At 67.6% G+C, this 14,010-nt stretch carries 8 protein-coding genes; 2 read left to right on the top strand and 6 right to left on the bottom strand.

Annotated elements, in window-relative coordinates:
• Positions 1–8 precede the first annotated feature (8 nt).
• Positions 9–1,100, top strand: a complete 1,092-nt coding sequence (locus tag AB0D74_RS48120) for a DUF5937 family protein (RefSeq protein ID WP_362602179.1) — start codon at positions 9–11, stop codon at positions 1,098–1,100.
• Between the two features lie 103 nt (positions 1,101–1,203).
• Here the strand turns inward: AB0D74_RS48120 and AB0D74_RS48115 are convergent, their stop codons facing one another.
• From AB0D74_RS48115 to AB0D74_RS48095, 5 genes are all read right to left on the bottom strand, one after another.
• Positions 1,204–3,417 (bottom strand): DUF262 domain-containing protein, encoded by a 2,214-nt coding sequence (locus AB0D74_RS48115; protein ID WP_362602176.1) that lies wholly within the window; start codon positions 3,415–3,417, stop codon positions 1,204–1,206.
• Between the two features lie 526 nt (positions 3,418–3,943).
• Positions 3,944–5,896, bottom strand: coding sequence for a DUF3732 domain-containing protein (locus AB0D74_RS48110; RefSeq protein ID WP_362602173.1), 1,953 nt, complete (start codon positions 5,894–5,896; stop codon positions 3,944–3,946).
• A gap of 32 nt (positions 5,897–5,928) precedes the next feature.
• Complete coding sequence (locus AB0D74_RS48105; RefSeq protein ID WP_362602170.1) at positions 5,929–6,405, bottom strand: three component ABC system middle component; 477 nt, start codon at positions 6,403–6,405, stop codon at positions 5,929–5,931.
• A 2-nt stretch (positions 6,406–6,407) separates the two neighbouring features.
• On the bottom strand, positions 6,408–7,610 hold the full coding sequence (locus tag AB0D74_RS48100) for an ABC-three component system protein (protein ID WP_362602167.1): 1,203 nt from the start codon (positions 7,608–7,610) through the stop codon (positions 6,408–6,410).
• Between the two features lie 298 nt (positions 7,611–7,908).
• A complete protein-coding gene (locus AB0D74_RS48095; protein ID WP_362602164.1) occupies positions 7,909–12,225 on the bottom strand; it encodes an NACHT domain-containing protein in 4,317 nt (1,438 codons plus the stop codon).
• Between the two features lie 636 nt (positions 12,226–12,861).
• Between AB0D74_RS48095 and mauJ the strand changes: the two genes are divergently transcribed.
• On the top strand, positions 12,862–13,734 hold the full coding sequence (gene mauJ, locus AB0D74_RS48090) for a methylamine utilization protein MauJ (RefSeq protein WP_362602161.1): 873 nt from the start codon (positions 12,862–12,864) through the stop codon (positions 13,732–13,734).
• Positions 13,735–13,820: 86 nt separating this feature from the next.
• Here mauJ and AB0D74_RS48085 read toward each other — a convergent pair.
• Positions 13,821–14,010 (bottom strand): sigma factor-like helix-turn-helix DNA-binding protein (locus AB0D74_RS48085; RefSeq protein ID WP_362602158.1); only part of this gene is annotated, 190 nt, incomplete at its 5' end.

Raw genomic sequence — 14,010 nt, 5'->3', positions numbered from 1 at the left:
TGCGGAGCATGGCCGTGGTCATCACCTTGCAGGGCGTTGTCCCGGCGGATGTCGCAGTGGGGCTCTCACCGCTGGCCGAGCTGATGGCGTGCCTGCACTCCATCGCCGAGCCCGAGCATCACCTCGACGTGCGCCCGTGGCTGGAACGCGTGAGCGCCGCCCTGTCCGAGGAGTCCAAAAGCCTGCTCACGGTTCATGCACCGCTGTGGAACCGGCGGCGCTGCCGGGTACTGCTGCCGCTGGCACTGCCCCTGGGAAGAACACTGGAGCAGGAACTCGCCCGCCTGGAGGCGCTCCCATTGGACGAGTTCGTGACCGTCGTCGCGCCCGGCGTCCACGGCGGTGTCTTCGACACCCGCGACCTACTCATCGACGAGAGCGTGCAAAGCGCCTACGTACTCTCCAGCGAGAGGCGCTCCTTCAGCCGGGGCGAGCTGGCCCGCAGGCTGCTCCAGGCCCCGGAGCAGATGCGCGCCGGTCTGCTGGAACTGCTGCGGCGCTGCGCCGCCGAGTTCTTCGACGCCGAATGGGCACGGGTGCAGCACCGGCTGGAGAGCGAGTGCGCCCGCGTACGGGCCCGGATCCAGGCGCTGCCGCTGCCCGAGGCGCTGGCCTCGCTCAGCCCGAACGCCGTCGTCGGACAGAATCCACCGGCTGTCGTCTTCGACAAACTGCAGTCGCTGAGAGCCGACCTGTATGGTCGTCGCTGTCTGCTGGTGCCGTCCGCGCACGCCCGGCCGCATCTGATCGTCAAGGACGATCCCCCCTATCCCGTCGTCGTGCACTTTCCTGTCGAGTGGATGGACAGTACGAATCCGGTGGAACGGGCCACGCTGGCACAGGTACGGCTCCGGCTGGCGATCCTCTCCGAACCCGCGCGACTGGAACTCTGCCGGCATCTGGTGAACGAACCAATCACCACGTCGGACCTGTCCGTACGCACGGGAATGAGTCTGCCGCAGGTGTCCCGCCACCTCGGGCGACTGCGCGAGGCCGGCCTGCTCACCTCTCGCAGGGACGGCCGGCAGATCTATCACAGGCTCGACACCGACTGCCTCATGCACCTCGTCGTGGACGTGCTGACCTCGATCATCCGCTGAAGAACCCGAGTCCCCGGCTATCGAGGTTGTTCTCCCGGGCAACCGGTTTGGGGGCGAGCCGCGGTGCTCGCCCGACGATCAAGATCTTTTATCCGGGGTGCTGCTACAGGTCGCCGGAGGCCACCGCGCGATCGCGCAGGGTTCGCAGGCTGATGCGCACCCCCGTCTCGTCTTCGACGTGCCAGTCGTTCATGCCCTGGCAGGTCTTGGTGCCGCGGGCGACAGCGCCGGCTTCGTCGACCCGGCCGTAGGGGGTGCCGCCGGTTGCGGTGAGGACGATGCCGCCGTCCTCGTCGATGGTGGCCCAGTGGTCGGTGGAGCGGTAGGTGAGCACGATCCGTGTGCCGGCGGTGAGGATCTGGGCTGCGACCATTCGGGCGACGTCCGTGCGACGGCGCACGGCAGCAGGCCTGCGCAGCGTGGCGGCTGGGCGTGTTGGGGCAGGCGGCTGGTCAAAGCCGCCCGGTTCACCGGGCATGGGGATGGGCAGGCCCAGACGCTCGGGGTTCCAGATGTGTTCGAACAGGTTCAGATACAGCTCCTGACGGGTCTGGATGATGGAGGTCATCGTCTCCCGCGGTCCGAACGGCCTGAGGGCTTTGTCGAGCTTGTGGGTCTTGATGAAGTCCCGCAGCAGCGGGTTCCGCTGGTCGTAGCCGGGGGCGATGATGCCCAGCAGGACGTTGCTGCGGGCGTAGTAGCCGGCCTTGTCGTTCAGGGGCAGGTCGTTGATGCTGGAGTTCTCGCGCCCCATCAGCAGGCCGAGGCCGCCCAGTTGATTGCGGCGGCTGCGGAAGACGACGGGGTCGGGGATCTCTTCCTGCACGCGGTGGTGGTGGTTCGCCCACAGGTGCTCGATGTGGAAGCGGTCCCGGTCCAGGTAGGCGAGCACATCGTGCGGCCGCTGGCAGGCCTCTTCGACGTAGGCGGTGGCCCGGGCCAGCAGGTATCGGATCTGATGGGCGTTGTTCCCCCGCAGCCCCAGGGTGACTGCCTCGCGTACCGAGCCTCCGTCTTGGGTGACGAGGTCGCCCAGCGCGGAGGCGGTGTCGGCCACGGTGCGGCACCTGCGCAGGAGGGGGACGAGTGTGTCGTGGACCAGGGCGTCGGCGTCGGCCGCCTGCACGGGCAGGTCCTGCAGGATCCGCAGGGCGTACCAGCGGTCCATGTAGGCGGCGACGATGCGGCCTTTGTCCTTGGCGTCGGTGGGGCGGTCGTCCGGATCGATGGCGGCGAGGACGGCGACCGCCTGGCAGCTGAGTCCGTTGCGTTCGTTGAAGAGCACCGCCTCCAGGCGGTCGCCGTCTTTCTTGAGTGCGCGCGCGGCTGCGAGGAAGGGCCGGAAAAGCCTGGCCGACTTCAGCAGATCCCGCACGAAGTGCAGGAAGTTGCCGGGGCGTTCGGGTACCAGTCCCAGGTATTCGGCGTTCTGGCGGACCCACACGTTGAGGTTACTGTCGATCTGCCGGCGGTCGTTGTCGTGGCCCTCGCGTGCGCAACGGGCCAGGAGGAAGGCCTTGATGAAACGGGACGCGGCGGTGGGATCCTCCCGGTCGATGGCCAGTTCCCGCAGCATCTCGTGCCATTGGGTGTTCAGCTGGTCTTCGTTCGCTTGGACGTGGGACAACAGGTGGCTCTTGAGGAGGTCCACGGCGGTGAGGCGGGCACCGCGGTCGTTCATCGTCTCGAACATCCGGTAGCCGTGGTCGGGGCTGGCCGCCCGGATCCCGACCAGGACCACCCGGTCCAGCAGCCACTCCGTGAACCGGGTCAGGTTCTCCGCGTCGAGTTCTTCCATGAGCTGAGATTCGATCTGCTGGCTGCGTGCCCACAGATTACGGCGGGACAGCGAGTCCCCCACGCCCGTTTCGTACTTACGGGCCTCGGCGACCGCGCGCAGGACGAGTTCGTGATCGGTGATGCCGAGCGAGAAGTGCTCGCCGTCGATCGTGATCACCCGGTTGAGCCGGTCGACGGCCCGGGTGTCTGCGCGTTCCTGCGCCGACAGGCGCAGTTGCAGGAAGAGCAGATGCAGCGTGACGAACCGTTGCTGTCCGTCGACGAGGTAGCGCCGGTTCTTCGACGGCTCGTAGTAGACGAACGGTCCCAGGAAGTACTGCGGGGCAGTGTGCGGCCGGCGCAGGTGCGCCGGATCGCTGGACCAGTTCTTGAACGATCCGCACAGATCCCGCAGCAGCGTGCGGACTTCGTCCTCTCCCCAAGTGTAGTCGCGCTGGTAGTAGTCGATCTCATAGGTCACGTCACGGAACAGTTCCTTCAGGCTGAAGCCCTGGGACCTGATCTCGTCCGAACCCATGACACCACTCCCCGCCTGCCGTGCGTATCCCCTTATCCTCCCAACTCCCCCTGGCGGCGTACAGACAGCGTGCGGCAGCCCTGGACCAGGCTGGCCCCGAGGAGCCGCTGAGGAACGAGTCGGGCGCGGCGGTGTCGCGGACGGTCCCTGTCCGAACCGGTTACGTCGCGCCGATCCGCCCGTATGCGTTGCACGCTGCGCTCTCTACCCAAGGGCGCCCTTCACCCGGTGCGGCACTCCTCTCGCGTGCGATGACTCTCGGCGCGAGGCAAACTGCGCCGAGCCCCGCGTCTGGATGTGTCCCACGGGCGAGTAGGGAGGCTTGCCGCGCTGACCGACTGTCCGGTGTCTTGTGATGGGACAGCGGGGGACAGGCGGGCAAGCCTCGGCCACGCCATCGACTCCGCCGTGCCAAGGCCGGGAGACCTCATACATGCGGCTCGGGCCTCGCAGTTATCGCGTTTGCAGGGGCCGGGCGCCCTTGCGAGCGGGTGTCTGTTTCCTCGCAGGAACACCCACCCAGGTTTCAGTCAAGCCAGTCGTTCGGGATCAGGGCCTTGCGCTGGCCGTCGGTGGGCCGCCAGTTCTCGACAATGGCTTCCTGGAACCACGGCTCTTCAGTGAGGTTGGCGTGGTCGCACACGATGATCTGCAGGGCGCCTTCGTTGAGGTCAGCGACGTCTCTGAGGAGTTCGAAGTAGGCGGTGACGGTGTCCCAGTCGGCGTCCTGGACGGTGGTGGCGTCTTTGATCTTGGCGGGGAAGAAGGCCTGGGTGGGCTGGTCGAGCATGAGGAAGCCGGGGACGGGCCGGTGGTGGAGGCGGAAGTAGGTGTGCAGGGCGAGGTGGGCGACCATGTGGTAGCCGATCCAGTTCTTGGCGCTGCCGATGCGGTTGAGCGGGAGGCGCCCTTGGGGGCGTCGTACGACGACGTTGAGTTGGCTGAGGCTGATGGCGACTTCGTCCGCCGAGGCGGCCTGTCCCAGGTTCAGGCGCCGGGCCCAGACGGTCATGTTGTGGGCGATGTCGGCGAGTCGTCGTTCCGTCTCGGCGGCGACGTCGTCCTCGTCGATCAGGGCTTGGAGGGTGGTGACGTTCTCCTGGGCCAGAACGAGGTTGTTGCGCAGTTCGCCGATGTCGCCGACGGGTGATCCTGTGCCGGCGGTGAGGGCCTGGTCGATGCGGCCCTGGATCCGTGCGATGCGCACGTGCTGGTCCTGGAGGTTGCGCATGCGTTCGTCGCTGGCGGCCAGTTCCCGCAGTTGTGTCCCGTTGACCTTGAGGTGTTCGACGACGGCTGCCCGTTCGGCTTGGAGAGATCTGCGGTGCTCTTCGCGGATCGGCTGGATGCCCTGGGCCTGTTCGAGTTCTTCCGCGAGCTGTGCGGTGAGGGTGTTGATCTCGGCGGCAGAGGCATCCGGTTCGTCCAGCGGTCGGGTGCACAGCGGGCACAGAGCGGTGTCGTAATGGTAGTCAGGTCCCAGGAGGTTGATGGTCTGCAGGCGGCCGAGTTGCAGGTGGAGTTCGCCGGTGAAGGCCTCTCCCTGCTTTTGCCAGCGGTCCACCAGGGCAAGTGCCTCGTCGAACTGCTGCAGTTGCTCGCGCAGTTGCCGTCGCTCCTCGGTCAGGCCCTGGCGCCGATCGGTGAGGTCCACCGGGCCCACGGTGGAGACCGTGACGGTCAGTGCCTGCTCCAGCAGGGAACGGATCTCCTCGGGGCCGGGCGCCTGCGGGACTTCTTCCAGGAGTCCTTCGCTCTGGGCGAGGCGGAGCAGGGCGACGCCGCTGGCGTCCACGGCTTCGCGGTGGCGGTGGGCGTCGTCGAGCTTGCGCTGGGCGGCACGCTGGGCGCGCTGGGCCTCGTTGAGGTGGTGGCGGCGCAGGGCCTGTTCGGGTCCGGCGGCTCCAAGGAAGTAGGGCAGGGTGTCCTTGAGGGTCTGGGCGATGCCGTTCTCGGTCTGGCGGTGGAAGAGGGCCTTCTTGTCGGCGATCTCGTTCTGGTTCTGGAAGCACAGCAGGGCCGCCTGGGCGATGGAGACGTCGAAGGCCTGGCGGGCGGCGCCAGCGGGTGGCTGGAAGCGGAAGTCCTCGATGCCCAGGCGGGCGCTGAGCTGGCTGCGCAGCGCGGCGACGTTCGAGTTCGGGGTCAGTTCGTCGGCGCGGGGCAGGTCGAGGGTGTCGCCGCCGGTGCGGATCATGGCCTGTGTGGTCGAGGCACCCGCGGGACGGGGCCGGGCCAGGAGCATACGGCTGTCGCGGAAGGCGACCAGGAGTGCGTACCAGCCCACGGTCTGATCGATCGGTTCGTCGGGGAGGTTGGGGGCGCTGCGGCCCAGGCAGTAGTCGACGATGTCGAGGATCTCGGACTTCCCGGTCTCGGACTCGCCGGTGAGGATGTTGAGCGCCCCGGGACGAAACCGCACGACCCGGGGGGTGGGCCTGCCGTCTCGGTGGTAGAGGGCCAGGGCGAGTAGCTGCATGGTGGTTCGTAGGCTCCTTGGACAGAAAGGGGTCAGGGACGGACGCCGAGGAGGCTGTAGGCGAGGGCGGGCTCAAGGACGGCGAGCCAGCGGCCGACGAGGCCGGCGCGGCGCGCGCAGTCCGCGACTTCTTCGCTCGGAGCCTGCGAGGCGGCCTTGGGTGTGCGGAGGCAGCTCAGTCCTTGCGCGGTGACCTCGAGAGCGTGGTGGCGTACGGCGGTGCGCAGGCTGGCGCGGGTGTATTCGGTCAGGGCGGCGGCCCGCGGGGCAAACGCGGCCTGGTGCTGGGGGTGTTCGGTGAGCCAGGCGGACATCGAGTGGACGGCCTGGGTGGGAAGGTCGTTGCGGGTGTCGGTGGGCAGCACGAAGGGCAGCACGAGGAAGGCGCTGGGCCAGGGCAGGGGGCGGTCGGCCTTCTTGGTGGCGGCGTGGACGCTGGTGGCCAGGAGGTAGGCGCCGAAGGCCGTGTTGAGCAGGGCCTGCGCTTCGGGGACGCGGTGGTTGGTCATGGTCACTGGCCTGGCTGCTCGGTGTGGCTCTGGCACAGGTCGGGATAGTCGGGATGCCAGCCGACCGACTCGTCGTCCTCAGCGCTGTGGGCCCGGCCAGCGAGGCTGTGCAGGGTGCCGCGGCCGATCCAGCTTTCTGTGGTGCTGCCGGGCCGGGCGGGGATCCCGCCCGCCTTGTCCATGGAGTCGCCGAGGACCCGTTTCCCGACGGCCTTGCGTTCGGCGGCGGGGGTGTCGTCCTCGACCTCGTCCGTGTGGTGGGTGAAGACGTGCTCCCACTCGCCCCACAGGATCCGCTCGTAGTCCTCGAGTGCCTGTTCGGTGATCGTGAAGTCGCGCAGCCATGCGGAGCGCTGCGCGCGGGCGTAGTGGTAGTCGCGCAGGTGGCTGGCGATGGTGCGGTCCTTCAGACCGACCCACTGCATCTGGGCAACGACCAGGTCGCCCTGGTAGGCCGCGATCTCGGCCTGGGTGAGGCGGCGCAGCGTCTCGGTGATGGGCAGGTTCTTTCCCGTGAAACGGTCGAGGGTCTCCTCCAGGCGGCACTGCAGTTCCCGGGCGGTCACCGAGGCCCGGCTCCGGTTCTTGTCCAGCAGTTCCACTGCCATGCCGTACCACCACCCTTTGATGTCGTCGAGAATGGCGCCGGCGTGCTGGCCAGGCCTGATCCCCAGTGCGCGGGCCAGCCTAGAGCCGAGGTCTGACATCAGCGGCGCGGCGTCGTTGATCTCTATCGCGGCGACGAGCCGGTAGCGCTGTGCGGGGGTGAGGTCGGTGAACTTCTCGCGGTCTTCGGCGGTGTTGCCGGGCTCGGCCGCCTTCGCGACCTTCTCCATGCCGGCCAGCGCATCGTCCACGGAGCGCCCGCGGCCGGGGCGGAGCTGGTGGAGGAAGGTGCCTTCGGCCGCGACCTGGGTGGTGGCCAGCCTCAGCAGGGGCATGGTCCCGTCGGACAGGCGCCCCAGTACGGTCAGTGCATCGATCCAGGAGGCGACCGAGCGCCAGAAGTCCTTGCCCGTCTCGCTCAGTCGGCCGGCCTTCTCACGGTGTTTGGACTGCAGCAGCACGGACGGGTCGTCGCTGTCCTGGTAGAGGAACTCGATGTCGTCGAGGACTTCCATGCGGACTTCGACCGTGATGTCGTCCCAGCTGCGCTCGGCGAGTTCCACCAGGGCCAGTTCGCACTGGTAGAGGTATCCAGTCATCTGGCCTGCCGCCGAATGCGACCCTGCTTGTGCCACGTTCCCCACTTGTGGTCGGACCTGTACCAACAGCAGCCGGCTCGCCGGCCAGGAGAGCCACACGAGACACGGTGCACACGGGTGTCAGCAAATCAGCACGAACCAGACCCCCGCTCCCCTGTCGGCGTAACCTAGCACTTCTCGGGCAGGGGTCCGGCGTGTGTTCGCCAGCTTCTTCCGGACCGTGGTCCACAGCGCCGAACCGGCCCGAGCGACGACAACTGCCCCGCCCAGGTGCAGCAGGAGATGAAGGATCCGCTGGTCAGGTGTTCCGCTGTGCTGGGTTGCGGATGGTGCAGTCGAGCACGAATGCGCGGATGTCCAGGTTTCTTGTTTCGTTGAGGTGAGCGGCTTGGGCGTCGTACGTCTCTTGCAGGGTCGCCTGGGTCTGGCCTGCTGCCGGCCGCCTGCGTTCCTTGGCCGTCCATTGGCCGTTGGGGAAGAAGGCAACCAGGTAGAGGCCGTCACGGGTGCGGAGTGCGGCGAGGTAGTCGTCGGCGAGCTGAGTCTCCATGGCTGTGTCGATCTTGTCGTGCCAGTTGCCTTTTACTTCGATGGCGACCTGGGCGACGGGTTCGTCGGGCAGCCGCGGCGCGGAGTGCGTCCGGGTCTCGGTGGGGGCCTGCAGGAGTAGATCGATGCGGTCTCCTGCTCCCTTGATGTTGCGGTAGACCTGCACCTCGCGGTTGACGAGGATGCCGCCTTCGGCGAGGTCGCGTCGCAGGGTGTGGGCGAGGTAGTCGGATATGAGGTTCTCGTCCTTGGGGAAGCGCAGCCGCTGTTTTCCCTTCTTCCCGTCGGGAAGGGTTTCCAGCTCGGTTTCGTTCCACAGGATCGCCGCGGGGAGGGTTCCTTGGGCCAGGTCCTCCTGGATCTTGTTGAGGAGGACGAGGACAAGGTCCAGGAGGTCCGTTGCGTCTTTGACCAGCCGCCGGCGGGGGTCGTGGATCAGTTCGCGTAGTTCGCCGGGAGTGGGAGGGACCCAGGAGCGTTCCCGGTGCGTTTCCTCGGCTTCCTGTACCAGCGTTCGCAGGATGCCGTCGTGGGGACGGTCAGCTGCCAGAGCACGCAAAAGACCGATGGCTTCACTGGTGCCTCTGGATGCGAGGTGGTCCAGTACGACGGTGCCGTGATTCTGCAGGGCGGACGCTTTGTACGGAGGAGTGGCCTCCGATTCGTAGTGGTCCAGGAGGATCCGGGCGATGTCGGCCAGCGCGGGCGTGGGCATTTTGGTGAGCCATGCTTGCGTGCTGCGGGAGCGCTGGAAGGCGCCGGCGACCGCTTCGAGCGCACTGCTGTCGGTACGGAAGCGGTGTTCGGCGGTCTGCCAGATCTCCTGGGGGATCTCGGTCAAGAAGACGCGCAGGTACGCGGCGTCGAGACCCCCGTCACGTGCCGGGTTGGGATCGCACAGCGGCAGGCCGAATCGCTCGAGCACCTGGTGGCGGGTGTCTGAGCTGCCGTGCTGCAGGAGTGCGGACAGGACGAAGGCCAGGATCTCGTGGCCGGCCGGGCCGGTGACAGGGTAGGGAGCGTTTGCGTGCGCCTGCGCGGTGAGATCGGTGAGTGTGTGCTGCAGTCTGGTTTCCAGTTCCGGGGTCCAGATACTGGAGGCCAGCTGGAGGGCGGGCATGATCTCTTCGCCTGCGTAAAACGCTCTGACCAGTGTGTCGTAGGTGTTTTCGAGTTCCTGCGCGGCATGGGGGCGGGCCTTTTCCAGCAACCGGATACGTGGGCTGCTGTGCTGGGCTGCGGGGCTGGTGAGGGGGAAGGCCAGGAGGGTGGGCGCCCAAGCTCGCCACTGGCCCGGGGGGAGAGTGTTCAGTGTGTCGCCGTCATCGAGGAGCGCAGTGAAGGCGAAGACGGCGGCCCATGGACGCCCGGGGAGGTGGTGTGTGCCGATCCAACTGTCGTCGGCGGGGAGGGCTTGCGTGCAGAAGCGGTGTGCCGCGGTCAGCAGAGAGCGCCGGTAGTCGTCCGTGAGGATCGCGGTACCGGGCAAAGACAGCAGGTCACCGGGGACTTCGACTGCGAGAAAGGTACCGGTGTCCGGGTGGCATTGCAGGTTCCTGCACAGGGCCACGAAGCTGTCGGTGTCGCCCGACTCGGCTTGTGCCAGCAGGGCGCGGGTGGCTGCGGCGAAAGCGGCTCGGCCTTCCCACGGGCGTGCCGAGGACTGCCGGCGTGCCGCTTGAGCCCTGAGCTTCTGTGCCAGGGGGCTGTCGAGGAGGATGGGTTCGAAGTCATGGGCGAACACCTGCGGCCAGACTCTGGTGCCGCGCGTGGCCCAGGCCGCTTCCTGCCCGCTGTCTGTCGTCCTGACCGTGGACCACACATGCTGGAGCGCAGGCCAGGCGTGGCGGGCCTGTTCGTCGCTGAGGCTTTTTTCCAGGTCCACGAGCCATGAGAGGTCCGTGGCGTCGAGCAGGCCGGTGCGTTGTTCTCGTTCGGGGCCGGTGGCCTCCGGAGAGCGCCAGCGGAAGGGCCGTGAGGGGTGCGTGTCCCACCCCCCGGCCAGTTGGAAGGCGTCCTCGTCATCGCGGGCCACGTCGATGAGGTGGCGGGTGAGCGTGCGGCGCAGATCGCGGGCGTGCTGGTCGTCCGGATCGTCCAGCGGGGCGCACAGCGGGGCGGGAACGGCCAGCCGCGGATAGGTTCGCAGGTAGGGACGTAGCCGTGCCGCTACGGCGGGGATGCGTTCTTCGGCTGCCGGCCCGCTCAGCGCTCGGTCGAGGAGGCCTTGGGTCATCGCGACTGCGCCGGACCAGCCGGCCCAGGGGGACTCGCGGTCCATCAGGCGTGTGGTGGCCCAGTCAAGGAACGGTGTGATCTGCTCGTCCGTGAGCGAGGCAGGCAGGTTCTGGCAGAAAGCGGTGTAGTGGCTGGGGTCGGCTCGCGGCGGTGTCAGCGCTGAGGTGAGTTCGTCGGTGGTGAGCCAGGGCCGGCAGATATCCAGAACGACGCCGCGCAGGCCGTCGGCCGGATCCTGCTCGGGGTGCGCGGCCAGTTCGGCCAGGATGGGTTTGAGCACAGGGACGGCCCTCTCCGCGTCCAGCATGCGGGCGCAAGCAGCAGCCAGCCGACGCAGCTCATGAGGGCGTTGGGTATCCCGGGCGATGGCCGCCACCGCCGGCAGAAGCTCCCCGAGCCGGTTGTCGGCGATCAGCATGAGAACGAGTTCGAGCTCATGGGTACCGTGTGACGGGCGGCTGACAGCGTCGTGGAGAGCTTGCTGCAGTTGCTCGGCGAGGCCGGGGTGTCGCAGGTTTCCCGTGGGCCTCCAGTGCCGGCCGTGGCGGGGCGTGTATTCCCGGACCTGCTGCAACAGCCCGTCGACAATGAGTTTGGTGCAGTGCGGGTCGCCGATGTAGGAGCTGTAGGAGGCGATGGCCTGCGGGTCGATTCCGATCAGCCACGGGCCGAGGTCCGGGCGTAGGGCGATGAGCCAGGCCGCCAGTTCGTACAGGGCGGTGGGGATGCCCGGCTCACCGACCTCGCCGCGATGGACGAGAAGTCCCTGCAGTTGTTCGCGCGGGATGTGGTGGTCGGCGAGGTAGCGGGCGGTGAGGTAGGAGGCGATGGAGGCGTGAGCGGGGCCGGCGGCGGCAAGGCCCCGGCTGCTGAACAAGGCGCTGTGCAAGACGCTTTCGATGAGGGGGCGCTCGATGACGAAGGTGTCGCCGGTGGTGGTTTCTCGTGCGCCGAGGAAGGTGTCGATGGGCAGCAGGGCGCGGTCCGGCCCGGGGGCGCGCACCGTGGTGATGCCGTCGGCGCCGGTGAGCAGGCAGTAGCAGGTGAGGCGGGCGGCGGTGACGAACCTCTGGGCCTGGTTGCCGGCGAGGTCGTCGGCAGCGCGGTCTTTGCCCTGGTGCATGACTGCGTGGGGAAGGGCGAACGCGTACAGGTCGGCTCGGCTGGCGGGCAGTGCACTGTGTTCGAGGAAGGTGTCCAAGAGCAGGTCGAGGGTCAAAGGCGTGCGTGCGAGCGTCTGGGCGCCGGCTGCGGTGACTGCTTCAGTGAACTTTTCGGGGTCGGCCCCCTTGGCTGCGGCAGCCACGGCCAAGTCGCTCTGCCGCAAAGGCGCCAGGGTGTAGGTGCGGGTGTCAGTGATATCGAAGGCGGTGGCGACGGCCTCGCGCAGCGTTTCGGTGTAGGCCATGCTGCGGCAGGCAACCAGAACGTGCAGTCGGCGGCAGTCATAGGTGTCGGCCAGGTCGGTGAACCAGCCGGCGAGTTCTTTGCCGGTGGCATGGCACTCGTCGACGCCGTCCAGGACGAGGAGGTGTTCGGATGCCGCCGCGTCGTCGGACGGGCCGGACTCCGGTGATGTCGCCTGGGAGCCGAGCTGGCGGAGGACCGGTCGGGCCTTGCGGATCAGGTCTTCCCACAACCGGACCTGGCCAAGGTCGACGCGCACGCAGGTGCCCGGGTGTCCGCTGCTCTGACGTGCTTCGAGAATGGTGGACAAGGCGTGTGACTTGCCGATGCCCGCTTCCCCGAGGAGAACAGCGGAGGTGGCGCAGGCCTCGGTCAGCGGCACAACCAGCGAGGTCTGGCTATACCAGCTGGGCGGACTCATGAGGAACCCGCCAGCGTCGACCAGGACATCCTCCCCTACAGGAACACAGAATCTGTCTAGTCGCATACCGTCCCCCTTCAGCAAGAACACCGAACCTACCGCCGCACCGCTCTGGCCTGCATGCCCGTTGGTCTGCGAGCCGACCGGGGCGGCGGGCCATGGTCTGTGCGTCCTCCGGCCGCAGGGGGTTGTCTGCGTGTCCTGGTGTCTGGTCCAGCTGCCGTCCTGCTGTTTTCCCTTCCGCTTTTCGGTGTCTTCGTCGGTGTCGTGCTCCCGGCCGTAGTGATCCGCAGCCGACGCCGGCCAGCTACCGTCGGCGTTCTCACTCAGCTCCTTGCGGCCGTGCGTTCCAGCAGCGTCGTAGCAGGCCTCGCCGATGGACGTGCCTCTTGCCGGCCAGGGGCCACCGTCGGATCAGGGCTGCGACTATCCGCGCGCTCACTCCGGCGCCGGGGCGAACGCCCGGATCAGGTGGGAGCCCGTACACCACTTCCCAGGACACAACCCCTGCGGCCCATGGCCTGGAAGAACACCGCGGGGGCCTCGGCATGCGGGCTTGTTGTTCCGTGCTGCAGCGCAGCGCGACCTCACTGGAGCGAGGCAGGTCGCCTGTGGAGGGCTGCCTATCCTTTCTGCATGGCTCAAGAGATCGACTGGCCGAGTCTTGCGTACGGTATCCGCATGCCCGGCATAGGCATCGAGGAGTTCGAGGCCGATGGCAGGTGGGGTATGCAGGAACTCTCTCCGCTGGGGCTACTCGTGCCCCTCCCTCTCACTGCGGAGGGCTGTTATGACGCTTCGCTCACCGTGCCATCGCTCGAGGACGTGCTTTTCGTGGCGGACTGCATCGCCTTCGATCACGACTCCCCCACCGTCGTCGTTCCCCTTCATGAGCCGGCCGCGGCTCCCTACGAGCCGGTCGGGCACGACCGACCGTGGGCTGCGGCCAATCACACATACCGTGACATCCTCGACTCCGTCGCCGAGCAGGCTCACGAGATCCGCTATACCGACGTGCTGCGGCTGCGGTATGACACGTACGGCGATCTGCTGACCCGGTTCAGCGACCGGTTCACCGGGCGTAGCGAGCCGCTTGCCCTCTACGCCATGGCCATCAGGCACGTTGATCTGCTCGCCGAGTACATGGGGCTGTACCGCGTGCTGGAAACACCACGCCGCGACAACGGCCTGGGGTTCATCACTGACCACCTCGATTCCCTTGAGCGGTACGACTTCGGGAAGTTGCTGACCATTCCGGTGTTCCTCCCGCAACACGCTGAGGAACCCATCGAGGTGTTCTCCGTCCTCAGAGAGCGAGCGCTCGGCCGCTTGGAGGCCCTGAGGACGGCCGGCATCGATACCGCCAGGCATCTCTATGCCATCCGCAACGGCCTGGCGCACGGCAAGCAGGACCTGATCCTCAACGACTTCGGTAACACCGTCGACGCCGTGGCGGCCGACCTGCCTCTGCTGAAGCTGCTGGCGCGTATCGCTGTCGAACAAGGGTGACTGTTGCTGTCACCGTTTCGCATGTGGCCGGGGCAGCTTTCGCAGCCTCCGTCCCTTCGATATCCCGTAAGCGGGAGGCTGTGTGATCAGTGGTCGACAGTGTCCGGGAGGAGCCGGCCGAGCGTGCGCACGGCCCGGTACTGGAGGATCCTGATCGCAGCTTCCTTCTTGCCCATCAGGTGGGCGGTCTCGGCGACCGAGAGGCCCTGGAGGAAGCGGAGCGTCACGCACTCCTGCTGCTGGGGGTTGAGGCGCCGTACGGCGTCGAGCAGGGCC

Origin of the sequence: Streptomyces sp. NPDC048278 (genome assembly GCF_040652195.1) — a bacterium.
Classification (GTDB): Bacteria; Actinomycetota; Actinomycetes; order Streptomycetales; family Streptomycetaceae; genus Streptomyces.
Note: the sequence above shows the minus strand (reverse complement) of the source record. Positions and strands in the feature narration are given on the sequence as shown.

Coding starts and splice junctions, on each gene's coding strand:
- AB0D74_RS48120 (WP_362602179.1), top strand. CDS start 9: ATGGCCGTGGTCATCACCTTGCAGGGCGTTGTCCCGGCGGATGTCGCA.
- AB0D74_RS48115 (WP_362602176.1), bottom strand. CDS start 3,417: ATGGGTTCGGACGAGATCAGGTCCCAGGGCTTCAGCCTGAAGGAACTG.
- AB0D74_RS48110 (WP_362602173.1), bottom strand. CDS start 5,896: ATGCAGCTACTCGCCCTGGCCCTCTACCACCGAGACGGCAGGCCCACC.
- AB0D74_RS48105 (WP_362602170.1), bottom strand. CDS start 6,405: ATGACCAACCACCGCGTCCCCGAAGCGCAGGCCCTGCTCAACACGGCC.
- AB0D74_RS48100 (WP_362602167.1), bottom strand. CDS start 7,610: ATGACTGGATACCTCTACCAGTGCGAACTGGCCCTGGTGGAACTCGCC.
- AB0D74_RS48095 (WP_362602164.1), bottom strand. CDS start 12,225: ATGAGTCCGCCCAGCTGGTATAGCCAGACCTCGCTGGTTGTGCCGCTG.
- mauJ (WP_362602161.1), top strand. CDS start 12,862: ATGGCTCAAGAGATCGACTGGCCGAGTCTTGCGTACGGTATCCGCATG.